General features: G+C 69.0%; 19 protein-coding genes and 1 pseudogene. 5 read left to right on the top strand and 15 right to left on the bottom strand.

Annotated features, from left to right (window positions below; all coding sequences use genetic code 11):
* Positions 1-7: 7 nt before the first annotated feature.
* Together M2317_RS17430 and M2317_RS17425 are read right to left on the bottom strand one after the other, a co-directional pair.
* Positions 8-1,273, bottom strand: coding sequence for an MFS transporter (locus M2317_RS17430; protein WP_429462386.1), 1,266 nt, complete (start codon positions 1,271-1,273; stop codon positions 8-10).
* A gap of 92 nt (positions 1,274-1,365) precedes the next feature.
* Positions 1,366-1,725 (bottom strand): cyclophilin-like fold protein, encoded by a 360-nt coding sequence (locus tag M2317_RS17425; RefSeq protein WP_429462384.1) that lies wholly within the window; start codon positions 1,723-1,725, stop codon positions 1,366-1,368.
* A gap of 145 nt (positions 1,726-1,870) precedes the next feature.
* Between M2317_RS17425 and M2317_RS17420 the strand changes: the two genes are divergently transcribed.
* The gene (locus M2317_RS17420; RefSeq protein ID WP_429462382.1) at positions 1,871-2,758 is read left to right on the top strand and encodes a helix-turn-helix transcriptional regulator; all 888 of its coding nucleotides are present in this window, start codon (positions 1,871-1,873) and stop codon (positions 2,756-2,758) included.
* Between the two features lie 28 nt (positions 2,759-2,786).
* Here M2317_RS17420 and M2317_RS17415 read toward each other — a convergent pair.
* Positions 2,787-2,873, bottom strand: a pseudogene (locus tag M2317_RS17415) (helix-turn-helix domain-containing protein); the annotation flags it as partial.
* A gap of 14 nt (positions 2,874-2,887) precedes the next feature.
* On the opposite strand from M2317_RS17415, the gene M2317_RS17410 reads away from it, so the two are divergent.
* Complete coding sequence (locus tag M2317_RS17410) at positions 2,888-3,028, top strand: hypothetical protein (protein ID WP_429462380.1); 141 nt, start codon at positions 2,888-2,890, stop codon at positions 3,026-3,028.
* Between the two features lie 33 nt (positions 3,029-3,061).
* Here M2317_RS17410 and M2317_RS17405 read toward each other — a convergent pair whose 3' ends face one another.
* Genes M2317_RS17405 through M2317_RS17395 form a run of 3 tightly spaced genes read right to left on the bottom strand, consistent with a single transcriptional unit; the run spans position 3,062 to position 4,938 of the window.
* A complete protein-coding gene (locus tag M2317_RS17405) occupies positions 3,062-3,901 on the bottom strand; it encodes a transposase (RefSeq protein ID WP_429462379.1) in 840 nt (279 codons plus the stop codon).
* Positions 3,902-3,920: 19 nt separating this feature from the next.
* A complete protein-coding gene (locus M2317_RS17400) occupies positions 3,921-4,577 on the bottom strand; it encodes an SRPBCC domain-containing protein (RefSeq protein WP_429462377.1) in 657 nt (218 codons plus the stop codon).
* Between the two features lies 1 nt (position 4,578).
* Positions 4,579-4,938, bottom strand: a complete 360-nt coding sequence (locus tag M2317_RS17395; protein WP_429462375.1) for an ArsR/SmtB family transcription factor — start codon at positions 4,936-4,938, stop codon at positions 4,579-4,581.
* Between the two features lie 70 nt (positions 4,939-5,008).
* On the opposite strand from M2317_RS17395, the gene M2317_RS17390 reads away from it, so the two are divergent.
* Positions 5,009-5,542, top strand: coding sequence for a hypothetical protein (locus tag M2317_RS17390; RefSeq protein ID WP_429462373.1), 534 nt, complete (start codon positions 5,009-5,011; stop codon positions 5,540-5,542).
* 15 nt (positions 5,543-5,557) lie between these two features.
* Here the strand turns inward: M2317_RS17390 and M2317_RS17385 are convergent, their stop codons facing one another.
* Genes M2317_RS17385 through M2317_RS17375 form a run of 3 tightly spaced genes read right to left on the bottom strand, consistent with a single transcriptional unit; the run spans position 5,558 to position 8,701 of the window.
* A complete protein-coding gene (locus M2317_RS17385; protein ID WP_429462371.1) occupies positions 5,558-7,135 on the bottom strand; it encodes a tripartite tricarboxylate transporter permease in 1,578 nt (525 codons plus the stop codon).
* Positions 7,128-7,673 carry a tripartite tricarboxylate transporter TctB family protein gene (locus M2317_RS17380; protein WP_429462369.1) on the bottom strand — a complete coding sequence of 182 codons (546 nt, stop codon included), beginning with the start codon at positions 7,671-7,673 and terminating at the stop codon, positions 7,128-7,130. The genes M2317_RS17385 and M2317_RS17380 overlap by 8 nt, the downstream gene beginning before the upstream one ends.
* Entirely contained in the window at positions 7,670-8,701 is a 1,032-nt protein-coding gene (locus tag M2317_RS17375) for a Bug family tripartite tricarboxylate transporter substrate binding protein (RefSeq protein ID WP_429462367.1), read from the bottom strand. The genes M2317_RS17380 and M2317_RS17375 overlap by 4 nt, the downstream gene beginning before the upstream one ends.
* A gap of 171 nt (positions 8,702-8,872) precedes the next feature.
* On the opposite strand from M2317_RS17375, the gene M2317_RS17370 reads away from it, so the two are divergent.
* The gene (locus M2317_RS17370) at positions 8,873-10,453 is read left to right on the top strand and encodes an ATP-binding protein (protein ID WP_429462365.1); all 1,581 of its coding nucleotides are present in this window, start codon (positions 8,873-8,875) and stop codon (positions 10,451-10,453) included.
* Positions 10,450-11,133, top strand: coding sequence for a response regulator (locus M2317_RS17365; protein WP_429462363.1), 684 nt, complete (start codon positions 10,450-10,452; stop codon positions 11,131-11,133). The genes M2317_RS17370 and M2317_RS17365 overlap by 4 nt, the downstream gene beginning before the upstream one ends.
* On the opposite strand, the gene M2317_RS17360 is transcribed toward M2317_RS17365, so the two are convergent.
* From M2317_RS17360 to nadD, 6 genes are all read right to left on the bottom strand, one after another.
* Entirely contained in the window at positions 11,115-12,161 is a 1,047-nt protein-coding gene (locus M2317_RS17360) for a YihY/virulence factor BrkB family protein (RefSeq protein WP_429462362.1), read from the bottom strand. The two genes, M2317_RS17365 and M2317_RS17360, sit on opposite strands and share 19 nt — an antisense overlap.
* Positions 12,162-12,163: 2 nt before the next feature.
* On the bottom strand, positions 12,164-13,258 hold the full coding sequence (locus M2317_RS17355; protein WP_429462360.1) for an FUSC family protein: 1,095 nt from the start codon (positions 13,256-13,258) through the stop codon (positions 12,164-12,166).
* Positions 13,259-13,404: 146 nt separating this feature from the next.
* Positions 13,405-14,094: an SDR family oxidoreductase gene (locus M2317_RS17350; RefSeq protein ID WP_429462358.1), complete on the bottom strand. Its 690-nt coding sequence runs from the start codon at positions 14,092-14,094 to the stop codon at positions 13,405-13,407.
* Position 14,095: 1 nt separating this feature from the next.
* Entirely contained in the window at positions 14,096-14,473 is a 378-nt protein-coding gene (gene rsfS, locus M2317_RS17345) for a ribosome silencing factor (RefSeq protein ID WP_429462356.1), read from the bottom strand.
* A complete protein-coding gene (locus tag M2317_RS17340; RefSeq protein WP_429462354.1) occupies positions 14,473-15,660 on the bottom strand; it encodes a hypothetical protein in 1,188 nt (395 codons plus the stop codon). The genes rsfS and M2317_RS17340 overlap by 1 nt, the downstream gene beginning before the upstream one ends.
* Positions 15,657-16,259 (bottom strand): nicotinate-nucleotide adenylyltransferase, encoded by a 603-nt coding sequence (gene nadD, locus M2317_RS17335; RefSeq protein ID WP_429462352.1) that lies wholly within the window; start codon positions 16,257-16,259, stop codon positions 15,657-15,659. Before nadD ends, M2317_RS17340 begins: the two co-directional genes overlap by 4 nt.
* Position 16,260: the final 1 nt, after the last annotated feature.

The raw sequence follows: 16,260 nt of genomic DNA, 5'->3' as shown, positions 1-16,260 counted from the left end.
TGGTTTCTCACGACACGTTTGCGGACGATCTGGTGGGCGTCTCCGCCGGTGCACTCATCGACCGGGCTTTCGCACGCGGTGCCCGGCGATGTTTCAGAACCGCGAGGATAGTCGTCGGGACCAGTGTGAGTGCGACGATCACCGTACCCACGGTCGCAGGACCGGTGATGCCGAGCGGTGTCGTCAGTGCGAAGCCGGCGACGGTGGTGCCGACGGCAGTGCCGAGGTTGAATGCTGACACGCTGAGCGCCGATCCGAGGGTCGCCGCAGCATCCGCGTAGCCCACGGCGAGGTGGATCAGCACACCGTTCGCGCTCAAGCCGAAGAGCCCCAGCAGCGTCACGAGCACCGTCATGATCACCGGGGCATCCGATGCGAGGCTGATACCGAGAAGCACGAGCACGGTGACCGCGGGCGTGAGAATCGTGATCAGCGAAGGGTGCGCGTCGCCGAATCGGCCGCCCAGAATGGTGCCGATGAAGGATCCGACGCCGAAGCCGGTGAGGACGACAGGAACCAGTGATGACGGGACGCCGGCCTGTTCGGTGAGGATCGGCGAGATGAAGGAGTACGCGGCGAGGACTCCCCCGGTCGTGGTGGCGCATGCGGCCAGAGTCAGCCACAGCCGTCCGGATCGCAGCCCGGCCAGTTCGGCGCGGAGGGATGGCGCCGTGGACGTCGTCGAGGAATCGGCCGGGACGAGTCGAGCGACGAACAGCGCGGCGACGGCAGCCGCAACGGCCAGGAACCAGAAGGTGCCTCGCCAGCCGACGAACTGGGCGACCAGCGCGCCGAGGGGAACCCCGAGTACGGTCGCGAGCGCTCCGCCGGCCCCCACGATCCCGATCGCTCGCGCGCCGGAGGAAGGCCCTGCAAGCCGGCTTGCCACGACGGCCGACACGGCCCAGAAAGCACCGGTGGCGATCGCCGTCACGAATCGTGCGGCCAGGAGCATCGTCAGGTCCGACCCGAGGGCGACGACGACGTGGCCGACGATGAACACAATCAGCGCGATGATGAGCGTGAGCCTCTTGGACAGGCGGAGGGTGAGCATCGCCATCAACGGTGATCCGATGATCATGCCGACGGCGAAGACCGTGATCAGTGCGCTCGCCTGTGTGAGCGACACGTTGAGCTCCTGCGAGATCTGAGGAAGGATGCCGGCCACGACGAACTCGGATGTCAGCATGAGAAACGTCCCCGACGCCAGCACGTACACGGCCAGCGGCACACGGGCAGACGATGCCTTCGGAAGGGTGCTCGTGGGAGTCATGAGTCTCAGTCAACGCCGGCAGCTCGAGAACCGGGAGTCCCTGAAGAAACGTGTACTACGAGGGTGCCCCACCGCCTCGGTCATGAGCATCGTCAGTGCAGTTCGACCCGGACGGAGCAATCATGCACGCAGCTGCTGAGCTCGCCCATCCCGTCGGTCACCCGACCGAGCAGAACGAGGCTGTGGTCCGACGCAGCGGAGCCGCCGCGGGTGAAGACGATGATGCTCTGCTCGGCCGGAGAATACACGACATCCCCAGCGAGGAACTCCCGCGACGCCGTGTCGGTCTCGACCTCGAGCGCCTGCGGGAGAGGCGCGACGACCGCGGATCCCATCCGATCATCGAACGTCAAGGCCGCCGGCAACTGCTCGTCAACGGCATCCGCGTCCCGCAACGCACCCAGTTCGATGGAGACGGTCGGCGCCGTTCCCGAGCATGCGGACAACAGCAATGCGAGAGCGGCGGTCCCCCCAACGGCACCGATTCGAAAACCCATGGCACCAGCACACCGTGTTCCGGTCGCTGGAGGGAGTCACGCTCGTGACGTGCCCTCACAGGGCACCCGAATATGCCGAGGAGCGACCTACTCTGAGTACATGAACGACCAGTCGGAGGCGAACCAGTTCCTGAAATCGCGCCGCGCCCGCATCGAACCAGAACAGGTCGGTCTCCCGCGCGGGAAGGATCGGCGAGTCCCGGGTCTGCGTCGCGGCGAGGCGGCAGCGTTGGCGGGAGTGAGCGTCGAGTACTACGCACGCCTCGAGCGCGGCGGCATCGGCGGCGCATCCACTGCCGTACTGGACGGACTTGCGAACGCCCTCCTGATGAACGAGGCCGAGAGGGCCCACCTCTACCGGCTTGCGAGCCGCGCCGGTACCGGTCCGGCTGCCCGCCACGCAGGCAAGCCCACGCCCGGCTGGCGCCCCTCCCCCAGCATCCAATGGATGCTGGACTCGATGGAGTCATCCGTCGCCATGATCGGCAACGGCCGCACCGACCTGCTCGCATGGAATGCGCTGGGCGGCAACCTGATGGACGAAATGCTCGCGACGGCGACCACCCCGACCCCGAACTTCGCTCGCTTCATCTTCCTCGAACCCGTCGCCCGCCGCTTCTACCCGGATTGGGATGCGATCGCTCGCGTCAATGTCGCCCAGCTTCGCACCGAAGCGGGGCGAGACCCCCACGACAAGGCCCTCCACGATCTGGTCGGCGAACTATCGACCCGCAGCGACCACTTCCGATCCCTCTGGAGCAAGCACGACGTCTGGCAGAACGACAGCGGTGCCAAGCGATTCCACCATCACCTCGTCGGCGACCTCACCCTGCACTTCAACGGCCTCGACATCGTGGGATCCGCCGCTGTGCAACTGACCGTCCTCACCGCAGAACCCGGCTCGCCCGATCACGACACCCTGCAGCTCCTGCGGTCCGCAGGGGCAGATCGTCACCCGACCCGGGATCAGTCCGGCACCCGGCTCTGAGCGCGCAGACGGGACGGGACCGACCGTGCCCGCGGGACGCCAGCGCGGACAGATGACGCTGAGCGATCGCCCGCGAGACGCCCGCACGCTCGGCGACCTCGGCAGCCGACGCCTCGCAGTACCCCCCTCGTGCCGGCGACCCTCCTCGTGTCCCTCGCCAGCGTGATCCTCGGCGATCCCCACAAGAAGGCGCTGTGGCGCCCGTGCGTGGTGTCGTTCATGATGCTGGGCGTCGGCGTGCTGGTCGGCGCCATCCCGCTGATCGCCTGACGCCGGGCACGGCGAGAGCCGGGCGAGCAGCGCTCACGTCGCGCTGCTCGCCCGCGCGTCTTCCAGCGCAGAGCGCGCCGATTCCGCCTCGGCGCTCGCCGCGTCCCGCGCGACCCGGTCTCGGTCGACGGTCTCCGTCGCCTCCCGGATGCCGGTGCGGACCCGCTCGAGCTCCGCTTCGAGCTCGGCCTCGCGATGCTGCAGTCCATCCAGCCGTTCCGTCGCGTCCTCGTGGTCGCGTTCAGCATCCCGCAGGCGTCGCTCCGCCCGCTCGACCAGCTGCTCCGCCGCCCGGACGGCTTTCTCGGCCGCTTTCCGCGCGCGGCGCTGCTCGAGCTCGTCGGCTGGTGTCGCGCGCACCGGTCGCGGCGCAATCGCACCCGCCACGGCATCCGACACATCGATCCCGTCGCCGCCGGACGGCTCCAGCGGACGGATGAGACGACCGGATGCCACGGCGTCCGCGGCCCCGGCATCCAGCATCGCTGCGTTGAGCGTCTGCTCCACGGCTTCGGTCGTCGCCGCCGTCACGTGCAGACCCGCGTGCACGGCGAGTCCCGTGGCCGCCTGTGCAAGCTGCTTCACAAGCGTGCGTCGCTGGCGCGAGAGCGCCGTCAGCGTCTTCGCATCCAGCTCCTCCTGCGCCTCGCGCAGCGACTCCCCCAACTCGAGCGCCTGCGCGAGCTGATCGGGCCGTTCACGAGCGAACAGATTCACGACCCACGCCGGCGCGAGCGGCTTGCGCAGCGCCTTCACCCCCGCGGCCAGGTCGCGGTCGGCGAGATCCTTCGCGCGCTCGTTCCGCGCGGAGACGAATCCGTCGAGCGCGACGGCGTACAGCTCGGCGGCGATGTCCTCGAGCGATACGGTCATCTGCCCATTCTGCTCCGGGTTACTGCTGGCCGGTGTAGAACCCGTAGGTGGCATCAGCGGCCTGTGCGGCGACGGCGGGGTCGGCCCCGGCTGCGACATGCGCTCTCGCCCATCCGTCGGCGGCGGCACGTGAGAACGCCTTTCCCTCATCGGACAGCTGCCACTTCTCGGCATCGGCCGGATCGACCGCGCCCTCCACGGCTCCGAGATGCAACGCGAGCCCGAGCAGCCCCTGATCCCAGCCCACCCCTGTCGCCCCTGGGCCGAAGACCTCCCACATCTCAGCCGGCACATCCGCAGTGTGCGCCGCATGGTCGAGGCGCACACGCGTGGCCCCGGCAACCGTCTCATCCAGTGTCACGGTGAGCCAGGTGACACCGCCGCCGTACTCCCACGTGACGCGGTACTCGGCCCTGCCATCGACGGGCGGCGTGCACGCGAGGATCTCTCCCCCTGCGTTGCCCTCGAACTGGTAGCGGCCTCCGAGCCGCAGCTCGCCCGAGACGGGCAGGAACCAACGCGCGATGCGGTCGGGGCTCGTCACGGCATCCCACACATCCTGGATGCCGGACGGGTACTCCTGGCTGATGCTCTGCACGTACGACGGCTCGCCGTCGACGTCGTCGGTGCGCAGCTCGCGCTCGACGGCGTCGAGCTGCTTCTGAATGTCGACCATCTCATTCCTCATCTCGTTCGTCGGTTCTGGTTCCGCGTCGTTCCTGCAGCCGCCCCCGAGCGAGTTCGGTGTCGAGCGCGGCCAGCGGCCCGCTCCAGAAGCGCTCGAACGGGGTGAGCCAGGCGCTGGCTGCTTCGACGCCTGCGGGATCCACGGCATACAGCCGTCGCGCGCCCTCCGGCCGCACCGTGGCGAAGCCGTTCTCGCGCAGCACGCGCAGATGCTGCGATACCGCGGGCTGGCTGATGCCGAACTCGACGGTGATCGCCGAGCCGAGCTCTCCTGCGGACTCCTCGCCCATCGCGAGCAGTTCGAGGATGCGGCGGCGAACCGGATCCCCGAGGACATCGAGCGCGTGCATGTTCGCCATCCTTGCGTGCAGACTTATATAAGTCAAGCCTTATCTTTCGGCAGCGCCCTAAACTGACGACATGTCGTCCCGTCCTCCACGCGAACACGGCCTCCTGAAGATCCACCGCGTTCTCAAGCCGGGATTCGGCACCGAAGCGGCGGTGTACGGCACGATCCTCGTCAGCGGCCTGATCGCCGTCTCCTCCGCACACGGCGAGACGTCAGTCGTCGTGCTCCTCACCGTCGCGGTCACGATCGTGGTGTTCTGGGGCGCGCACGTGTACGCCGGAACCGTCGCGCGTGTCGGTGACACGGACTCCTCGGGGAAGGTCATCGGGGTCGGCGCGGCCTTCCGCACGTCGATTCGACGGACGCTCGGGCTGCTGACCTCCGCGACTGTGCCGGCCGCATTCCTGCTCGCGGGGACCACGCGGGTGATCCCCGACGACCTCGCGAACGATCTCGCGCTGTGGTCGGGAACCGTCATCCTCGCCCTGCTCGGCTACATCGCCTTCCTCCGCCGCGGGAGTTCGCTGATCGTGCGTATCGCGGGCGCCATCGGGACCGCCTGCTTCGGCATCGTCTTCGTGATCCTGAAGGCGTTCGTGCACTGACGCACGGCCCGCCGCTCACCTCTCCCTCAGCTGCTCCGCGATCTCGGCATCCACCGTCCGGATGGTCGCCGTGTCGATATCCGGAAGCGCAGCCTCGAAGCGCGCCTGACGACGCTTGAGCCACAACCCGAGCACGATCAGCACGATCATGACCGAGTAGATGACGATCGACCCGGGGCTCTGCACGAGGTAGATCGGGTCGCCCTGGCTGATGGCCATCGCCTTGCGCAGTTGCTCCTCCGCCATCGGGCCGAGGATGGCGCCGACGACCATCGGCGACACCGGGTATCCGTGCCGGCGCATGAAGAACCCGATCACACCGAGCAGCAGCAGCACGCCGATGTCGAAGACCGTGAAGTTGGCGGCATAGGCTCCGAGCCCCGCGAACACAAGGATGCCCGCATACAGATACGGCCGCGGGATCCTCAGCAGCTTCGCCCACATCCCCACCAGCGGCAGGTTCAGGATGATGAGGACGACGTTGCCGATGTACAGGCTCGCGATCAGGGCCCACACCAGAGCAGGCTGGCTGTCGAAGAGCAGCGGCCCCGGTCGGATCCCGTAGGTCTGGAACGCCGAGATGATGATCGCCGCGGTCGCCGTCGTCGGCAGCCCCAGGGTCAGCAGCGGAACGAGCACACCGGCCGCTGCGGCGTTGTTCGCCGCTTCAGGGCCCGCCACGCCCTCGATCGCGCCCTTGCCGAACTGGCGGCGATACGGGTCCTTCGCGAGGCGCTTCTCGGTCGCGTACGACAGGAAGGTCGCGACGTCCGCGCCACCGGCCGGAATCGAGCCGATCGGGAAGCCGATCGCGGTACCGCGCAGCCACGGCTTCCACGACCGCTTCCAGTCGGACTTCGACATCCACGTCCGCCAGCTCCCCGAGACCGGGATGATCGGCAGCGTCCCGTGCCGCAACCGCGATCCGACGTAGAGCGCCTCGCCGACGGCGAAGAGCCCGACCGCCACGATGACGACGTCGATTCCGTCGCCGAGGTTCGGGATGCCGAAGGTGAACCGCGCCTGGCCGGTCAGCGTGTCCGTGCCGACGAGCCCGAGGAACAGGCCGATCGACAGCGACACGATCCCGCGGATCGGGCTCGACCCCAGCAGCGCCCCCACCGTGAGGAATGCGACGATCATGAGGGCGAAGTAGTCCGCCGGGCCCAGGGTGACCGCGAAGTCGGCGATGAACGGGGCGAACAGGGTGAGCAGCGCCGTGGCGATCGTCCCCGCGATGAACGAGCCGATCGCCGCCGTGGCCAGCGCGGCCGTCGCGCGGCCCATCCTGGCCATCTTGTTGCCCTCCATCGCCGTGACGATTGAGGCCGACTCCCCCGGCGTGTTCAGCAGGATCGAGGTCGTCGATCCGCCGTACATGCCGCCGTAGTAGATGCCGGCGAACATGATGATCGCGCTCGTCACATCCAGCGTGTACGTCAGCGGCAGCAGCAGCGCCACCGTCATCGCCGGCCCGATGCCGGGCAGCACGCCGATCGCGGTTCCCAGCAGCACCCCGATGAACGCGAACATCAGATACTGCGGCTGCAGGGCGGTCGCGAAGCCCTCCATGAGCAGTTGCAGGCTATCCACCGAACACCCCCGGCAGGACCGTGCCGAACGGCGGCAGCGAGAGCCCCAGCAGCGTCCCGAACAGCAGCTGCGTCAGGATGCCGAGGCCCGCACCGATGATCAGCGCCATCCACCAGCGTGCGGCGCCGAGGGCGAGGGCCGCGCCGGTGAAGAGCACGACCACCGCGGCCGGCCAGCCGAGCAGCGGGATGATCGGCATCAGCGAGGCGAACGAGACCACGAGCAGCAGCACCGTCTTCCACGACGTGCGGGCCTCCGCGTCGATGTCCTCCGCCTCGTCCGCCTGTCCGACGTCGCCCCGGAGGACCGCCACGATGGCCCCGAGCGATGCCAGCAGCATGAGACCGGTCACCGCGTACGGCAGCACCCTGGCACCGAGCACGTTCGACGAGCCCATCGGTTCGCGGATGAATCCGGTCATCACCAGCGCGATGGCCGAGAAGACCGCGATCACGGCGAGGAAGACCAGTTCCCCGGCCTTGCGGGAACGGGAAACGCCGGCGACCGCCGACGCTCCCGTCGTGATCGAATCGGTCATTCGATCAGCCCGATGGTCTTGAGCGTCTCCTGGGTCGCCGTGATGTCGCTCTCGAGGAACGACGCGAAGTCCTCACCGACCAGGAAGGCATCGGTCCAGCCGTTGGTCTCGAGCACCTTCGTCCAGGCATCCCCGTCATGAGTGGCCGTGACGAGATCCTCGAGCGCCGCCTTCTCCTCCTCGGAGATGTCTCCCGGAGCGATCAATCCACGCCAGTTCGTGACGACGATGTCGATGCCCTCATCCGTGAGCGTCGGCACATCGGGGAGCAGGGCGGCCGGTTCGTCCGACGACACCGCCAGCGCCTTGAGCTCTCCGGCATCCACCTGCTGGGCGAACTCGCCGACACCGGAGATCCCCGCCTGCACCTGACCGCCCAGCAGCAGCGTGAGCGCCTCGCCGCCGCCCGAGTTCGCGATGTAGTTCAGGCTCGTCGGCACCTCGGCGGCATCCACACCGGCCTCGGTCAGCAGCTGACCCGCCAGGATGTGGTCGATGCCACCGGCCGAGCCACCGGTCACCGCCATGTCAGCGCCCTCGTCGACCCAGGCGTCGATGAAGTCCTCGATGGTGTCGTACGGGCTGTCCTTCGGGACGACCACCACCAGCGGTTCCTCCGTCAGCTTGGCGATCGGCGTAGTGTCCTCGATGCGCACATCGGAAGCGTTGGTCTCGACGGCGCCCACCATGACGCTTCCCGTGATCATCAGGGTGTTCGGGTCGGTCTCGGTCGCGAGGGACGCCAGCCCGACCGTGCCGCCTGCGCCGCCGATGTTGCTGACCGGAGCCGACGAGACGAGCCCGTCCTCGGTCAGGGACTGCGCGAAGGCCCGCGCGGTCTGGTCCCAGCCGCCGCCGGGGTCAGCCGGAGCGATCACGGCGACGCTGTCGATGGTGACCTCGTCGGCGCCTCCGCCGTCCCCATCGCCGGTCGGGGCCTCACCGGAGCAGGCGGCCAGAGTGAGCGCTGCGATGCCGACGGCTGCGCCCCAGATGAATCGGGTGCGGATGCGGGTGTGCTGTGTCATGAACTCCTCCTCGAGTTCTCAGCCCGGCGACAGCGCCGGGTGTACGTCCGGCCAAAGTAGAACAGCGCTGGCTCCTCGCACCGGTTGCGTACGAAACGAGGGATTGTGGTCGTTTTGGTCGCATCGAACCGCGGTCCGCGCACGCCTAGCATGGGAGCTGTGGTGAAGGCGATGACGCTCCGCACGCAGCTGGTGCTGCTGCAGGTCGTCATCGTGCTCGCGATCGTGCTGACGGTCGGACTCGCCGCGATGCTCATGCAGGAGCGGCAGATCCGGGAGGCCTCCCAGGAGCGGATGATCGCCGTCGCGCAGTCCGTCGCCCAGCTGCCTACTGTCGTCGACGCGTACGACGACCATGACCCGGCCGCGGTGATCCAGCCCATCGCGGAGCTGATCCGCGATTCGTCGAACGTGGCCTATGTCGTCGTCACGGATCACGACGGCATCCGCTTCTCGCATCCGAATCCGGAGCGCATCGGCGAGCCGGTGTCGACCGACCCGAGCGTCGCGCTCTCCGGCGAGATGTACACCGGAACCCAGACCGGCACGCTCGGCGAATCCTGGCGCGTCAAGGTGCCGGTCTTCGACGAAGGCGGCGCGGTCATCGGGCAGGTCTCGGTCGGCATCCTGGAATCGGATCTGCGTGCCGACTTCCTCGGAGACATCACCGGATTCCTGCTCGCACTCGGTGGCGCCACGGTGGTCGGCGTGATCGCCGCCACCGGTGTCGCACGCATCGTGCGCCGCCGCATCTTCGGTCTCGAACCCGAAGAGATCCGCGGACTCCTCGAGACCCGGGAGGCCACCCTGCACGGCATCCGCGAGGGCATGCTCGCCCTGGACGAGGACGGACGGGTCTCGCTGTGCAACGACTCCGCGGCGCGCCTGCTCGGGCTGGCGTCTCCGGCCGAGGCGACCGGTCGCGCGGCATCCGATCTGCTGGAGGACCTGACGCTCGTGGTCGCGGAGGCGGATGCCGATGACGACCCCGCCCAGCGACTTGTCCTGTCCGGTGAGCGCGTTCTGCTGGCGCGTGCTGCATCGGTGCGGGTGAAGGGCCGGCGCGTCGGCACGGTGGTCACGCTTATGGACCGGACCGAACTCGATCACGCGCTGCGCGAGCTCGCCGGTGCGCAGAGCCTGGCGGAGGGCCTGCGTGCCCAGCAGCACGAGTTCTCGAACACCCTGCACACGATCGGCGGGCTCATCGAGCTGGGCGAGGTCGACGCGGCTCGACGGGTCGTCGAACGCGCCGGGGACGGCGGAGCGCTCAATCGGCTGGACGCGCCCACCGGCGTGGAGGACATCGAGCTGGCGGCGATCCTGCTCGCGAAACGCGCACGCGCGCGCGAACTGGGCGTCGTGCTGACCGTGACCGACGACTCGCAGCTGCCGGCCGACAACGGCGACGACGATCTGAGCACCGTGGTCGGGAATCTTCTCGACAACGCCCTGGATGCCGCGGGTCAGGGCGGGCACGTGCGCATCGCGCTCACCCAGGAGAACGGCGAGGATGTGCACGTCGTCGTCGAGGATGACGGCCCCGGCGTCCCCCTCGAGCGCCGCGGCGACGTGTTCCGGCTCGGCTTCTCGACGAAGCCGGCCGACCGGCAGCGCGGGTACGGGCTGACGATCGTGGCGCGCATCCTCGAGCGTCGTGGCGGCTCGATCGATCTCGGGCCGTCCTCCGCCGGCGGTGCGCGCTTCACCGTGCACCTGCCTGCAGTGCAGCACGCGGGGACGGCCCGATGACGCGCCTGCGCACGCTGATCGTCGAGGACGACTTCGCCGTCGCGCACGTGACGCGCGGCTTCGTCGAGCGGCATCCGCGCTTCGAGGTCGTCGGCGTCGCACCGACCGGTGCGGACGCCCTGCGCGCCGTGCACGAGTTGGAACCGCAGGTGATGCTGCTGGACGTGTATCTGCCGGACATGTCCGGCATCGAGGTGCTCCGCCGCGCCCGTGCCGCCGGTGCGCATGTCGAGGTCATCGCTGTCACGGCCGCCCGGGACCTGGACACGGTGCGGCGCGCCAGAGCGCACGGCGTGCATCACTATGTGGTGAAGCCGTTCCCGATGCAGACGCTGCACGAGCGCCTGGACGATATCTGGCGCGTGATCGCCAGGGATGCCGAGCTCACCGGAACCGACGAACTCGACCAGATCACGGTCGACGCCCTCATGCGCCATGACGCCGTCGCCATCGCCGCGCAGCGCAAGGGCGTCTCCCCCGCGACGCTGCAGCGCGTCGCGTCCGCTCTGGAGGCTCAGGAGGAGCCGATGTCGGCGTCGGAGCTCGCCGAGTCGCTGGGCATGTCGCGGGTCAGCGCCCGGCGCTACCTGGAACGGCTCGTCGATTCGGGCCTCGCGGAGAGCGCTCCGACTTACGGCAGCATCGGTCGCCCGGAGCTGCGCTATCGGTCGCGCGCGTGATCGTCCTTCGGTATCGTCGCCTCGCGCCGGACGCGCGCCGCCCTGCGCTCCTCCTCGGCGTCCCGGCGCACCGCCGCCGCGATCGCGGAGGCATCGCGCAGTTCCACCTGCACCTGCCGCTCGGCCGGGATCCCCGCGCTGAGCTGGCGGACGCGCTCCAGCTCCACGTCGATCTCGACGCCGAGCAGCAGCGCCAGGTTCGCGATCCACAGCCACAGCAGGAAGATCAGGATGCTCGCGAACGGACCATAGAGGCGGTCGTAGTCTGCGACGACGGTCACGTAGAAACCGAATCCCGCCGAGGCGATGCCGAAGACGAGCAGCGCCGCCGCCGCGCCGAGACTCATCCAGCGGAAGCTCCGCGGCGCGACATTGGGCGCGAAGCAGTACAGAATCGCGATCAGCAGGACCGTCACTATCACCAGCAACGGCCAGCGCACGATCGACCAGACGACGAGGCCAGCCTCCCCCACTCCCCAGATCCGACCGATGCCGCGGGACACCCGTTCCCCGGTGAGAGAGATGAGCACGGCGGTCGCGACCAGCACGATCAGCACGACCGTGAGCAGCAGGTGCGTCGGCTTCGACTTCCAGAACGGCCGCCCCTCCTCCACGCCGTAGATGCGATTGACGGCGCGGCTGAACGACGTGACGTATCTCCCTGCCGACCACACCGTCACGAGGAGCGCGGCCGCGAGCACCCACCCCGTCGCCGTCGCGTCCGCGAGTGCCGCCAGTGGGGCGCGCAGCGCTGATCCGGCTCCTTCGGGAAGTACGGCATCCACCGCGCGCGTCAGGTTCTCGAGACGCGCGCCGTCGCGGCTGAGCAGGCCGATGACCGAGATGAGCACGATGGATGCGGGCACGGCCGCCAGCAGCGCGTAGAAGGTCAGCGAAGCCGCGGCGTCCGGGCACCAGTCCGTGCCGAATTTGCGCAGTGCGCGTCGTGATGCCAGGGTCCAGGCGTCACGGCCGAGGCGCCAGGGAGGTGGTGAGTCGGATACGTCGCGCTGCACACGTGCGGACACGATCACTCCTTGCCCGGCTCGACGTGCAGGAGCACGATGATGCGTCGGAGATGCGTCGCCACCAGGACTCCGGGGCCCAGGATGCTGCGTGCGGACGCCTGGCCTGCGTCCAGTGCATCCACGAGCAGTCGCACGTCATGCGCGGCCGCTGCCCGTGCCCGATGGGCGTGCCGGTCCTCCGATCCGATGACCGCGATCGCACCGGCCGTGGCCTGGCATGCTCGCCCGATGACCGGGATCAGATCCGGATCGAGCGGAAAGGCGGTCGCGCGTTCCCGCGCTACGTCCTCCAGCGCATCGGAGATGTCGCGCACGCGTACAGCGACCGATTCGAGCGTCTCGAGCCGCGCATGCGCGGTCTCGGTGTCGTGGCGTCCGCCCCGCGCGCGCGGGTTGCCCCGACGGCTCCGGTCGGCCTCCGCGAGGGCCGTCCGGACGTCGCGCGCCGTGCTCTCGAGGGCGTCCGCTTCTCTGGTCCACTCCGTCCGTGCGGGCGGCCAGGATTCCGCCAGCGCGTCGCCGATGCCCGCCAGGTGATCGGCCAGGTCGCGCTGATACTCCGCGACGCGCGCCTTCGCCGTCGCGGAGAAGGGACCGGGTGCCAGAACCAGGTTGACCCCGAGCCCGACGGCGAGTCCGACCGCCATCTGAGCGAGATAGCTCAGCGAGTATGCTTCCGCGTCTGAGCCTCCGATGATGAGCACGAACACGGCGGCGACGGCGATGTACTCGCGCCCCGCACCGAACCAGCCCGTCCCGGACAGCAGCACGCCCGCGCCCGCCACGAGCGCGAGCGTCCACACGGTCGGGCCCGCCGTGAAGACGACGACGAGCGCCAGCACGATGCCCGCCGCCAGGCCCGCGAGGGTCTGCACGCTGGACTTCACCGAATCCATCAGGGTCGGGTGCATGCTGATCAGCGCACCCAATGGTGCGTAGTACGGGAGATCGTCCGCAACGCCCGGCAGAAGGTGAGCGATCATCCATGCAATGCCGACCGCCAGGGCCGTCTTCACCGCGAACAGCAGCCGATCCCGCGTCACGGCGCCGCGGACGGACCCCGCGATCGCCGACGACTGATGATCGCCGCGTGTCATGGTCCGAGTCATGCGTGCGGCGTCCACGGCAGGGCGAGCATGGAGAACCTCCTGGGTCGGGTTCCCCATGCTGGCCGTGGCCGACTCCGAGCGCAGGAGGGTTGACACCGCCGGCGAAAGCCTGCTCGGCGCCGACGCGACGACCGTCAGGCGCCGGGACGGACCGTCACGTCGGTGATGTCCGCGTCGCGCGGCAGGTCGAGCGCCGCGAGGATCGTCGTGGCGACGGATTCCGGATCGATGAACCGTTCTGGTTCGTACTCGGTCCCCTCCTGCTGGTGCACCCGCGCCTGCATGGGCGTCGCGGTGCGGCCGGGGTACACGGATGTCACGCGGATGCCGTGCTCGGCCTCCTCGGCCCGCAGCGAGTCCGCCAGGGCTTTCAGCCCGTGCTTGGATGCCGCGTACGCCGACCATCCGGCATGAGCGTGCAGTCCGGCGCCGGAGTTGACGAAGACGACCTGTCCGCGCGAGACGCGCAGTACCGGCAGCATCAACCGGGTCAGCTCAGCTGGCGCGACGAGGTTGACCGCCAACTGCTGCTCCCACAGCGTCGCGGGCAGATCGGCGACCGGCCCGAGGTCGACGATGCCCGCGACGTGCACGAGGGCATCGATCCGATCCGGCAGATGCTGCTTGGACAGTGCCCACGACAGACGTCCTGGGTTCGCGAGGTCGCCGACGAGGGTCCCCGCGCCTGGAAGGGTCGCGGCGATCTCGCGGGCGCGCCCGACATCGCGGGCGAGCACGATGATCTCGTCCCCGCGGTCGAGCAGTCGGCGTGCGAGCGCCGCGCCGATTCCGGAGCCGGCCCCCGTGAGGAGATGGACGGCCATGTCAGGCGCGGTCGGCGGGCTCTGCCAGCTCGATCGGGACCACAGGGCAGTCCTTCCAGAGACGCTCGAGCCCGTAATACACGCGCTCCTCAGCGTGGAACACGTGCACGATCAGGTCGCCGAAGTCCAGCAGGACCCAGCGCGCCTCGGCACGGCCCTCGCGGCGGACGCGCTTGTGTCCGGCCTCGATGAGCTTGTCCTCGATCTCGTCGGCGATCGCGGCGACGTTGCGCTCGCTGTTTCCGGTGACGAGAAGGAAGATGTCTACGAGCGGAAGCGGCTCCGAGACGTTCAGCGCGAGGAGATCCTCGCCGCCCTTGGACACCGCCGCGTTCGCGGCGAGTTGGAGCATCTGCTCCGCGGTTTCAGGTGATTGCATCACAGCACATTCATGGTGAAGGCGATGATCAACGCGGCCGCCAGCGCGAGAGCGAGACCGCCGGCGGTGATCGCGAGGATCAGCATCAGCTTGTTGCCCTTCTCGGGTGCTGGTGGACGGATGACCTCGCCGGCGGGCTTGATGGTGCTGATCGCGGAGCTCGCCGCGATCGGCGTCGGAGAGGATGCCGGCGGCAGCTCTCCGTCGATGAGAACCGCGTCGACGTCCTTGCCGTCGGTGGTCCCCTTCGCATGCCCCTGAGAGCCGAGGCCCTCGGGCAGATCATAGGACCCGGTGACGAGGATCTCTCCGGTGGAAGCGACCGGGCCGGAGAGCGAGCCGTCTCCGGGCGGTGGGTTGAAGATCAGCGCGCTGGGCGCGATGTGCTGGGAACCCGTGGAGTCGCCTGCCGTGATGAGCTCGTCGAAGGACGGCGTGAACGGCGTCGTCGACTTCTGCTCGGACAGCACGCTCTGACCGAACGTCGGGTTCACGGTCGGACGTTCGCCCTGCTCGGACGGGTCGTCGACGTGCTCGATGGCGTCGGCGTCGACTCCGAGTTCGGCGAGTTCCGCCTCGGCGGGCTCGTCCGTCTCGTCCTCCGCAGATGCGGAAGCGTCGTCGCCGGCCTCCTCGTCGGTGCGCTCGCCGTCGGCCGCGCCGGTCTCGGGTGAGGCTTCCGATAGGGCGTCGCCGTCCGCCTCGGCGCCGATCTCGGCATCCGCTGCCCCGTCGGCATCCGTGGGCGTGTCCTCATCTGCCGGAGCGGAAGCCGCGACCGGCGCGAACACCGGCACAGCCGAGACGATCGACGGCTTCTCGGTCTCGGCGGGCTCATCGGGCTGCTCGGACTCGAGCGCCGCGGCATCCGTCCCGGCAGCCGTCTGCGCGGCGGCGGCCTCTTCCGCGCCGATCACCGGAACCGATGCCGTGCGGATGCGCTCCTGCTCGCGTGCCTGGCGCCGCGTCAGCGGCAGCGCCCCGAGATCGACGGACTCATCGGCGGTCGGAGCCGGCGCGACCTGAGCGGCATCAGCAGCACGAGGCAGGGGCGGCGCAGGCACCGGGGCGGGCGCGGCAGCCGCCGCCTCTTCCTCGGTGATCACCGGTGTCGCGCCAGTCAGGCGGATCTCCCGCAGCTGCTTGCGCGTCAGCGGTTCCTTCCCTTCGCTGTCCGATGTGCTCATGCCTTGCTCCGATACAGATGATGCTTCGCGATGTATTGAACGACTCCGTCGGGGACGAGGTACCACACCGGTTCGCCCTCCTGGACGCGCTGTCGGCAATCCGTCGACGAGATCGACAGGGCCGGCACCTCCAGCTGGCTGACGTCGTCGCTCGGGAGGCCGTCAGTGCTCAGAACGTGTCCTGGACGCGAGACCGCGACGAAGTGGGCCAGATCCCACAACTCATCATGGTCCCTCCAGCTGAGAATCTGCGCCACGGCGTCCGCGCCGCTGATGAAGAACAGCTCGGCATCCGGTCGCTCGTTCTTCAGATCGCGCAGCGTATCGATGGTGTACGTGTCACCCCGACGGTCGATGTCGACCCGGCTGACGGTGAATCGCGGATTGGATGCCGTGGCGATCACGGTCATCAGGTAGCGGTGCTCGCTGGGCGTGACCGTGCGCTTCTGCCACGGACGCCCGGTGGGAACGAAGACGACCTCGTCGAGGTCGAACTCGTGCGCGACCTCGCTCGCAGCGACGAGGTGACCGTGATGGATCGGATCGAATGTTCCGCCCATCACCCCGATACGCGGCGCCCGCGAGTTCGTGTGCTCCATC

The organism is Microbacterium sp. ZKA21 (assembly GCF_050434165.1).
In the GTDB taxonomy this organism is placed as follows: domain Bacteria; phylum Actinomycetota; class Actinomycetes; order Actinomycetales; family Microbacteriaceae; genus Microbacterium.
Note: the sequence above shows the minus strand (reverse complement) of the source record. Positions and strands in the feature narration are given on the sequence as shown.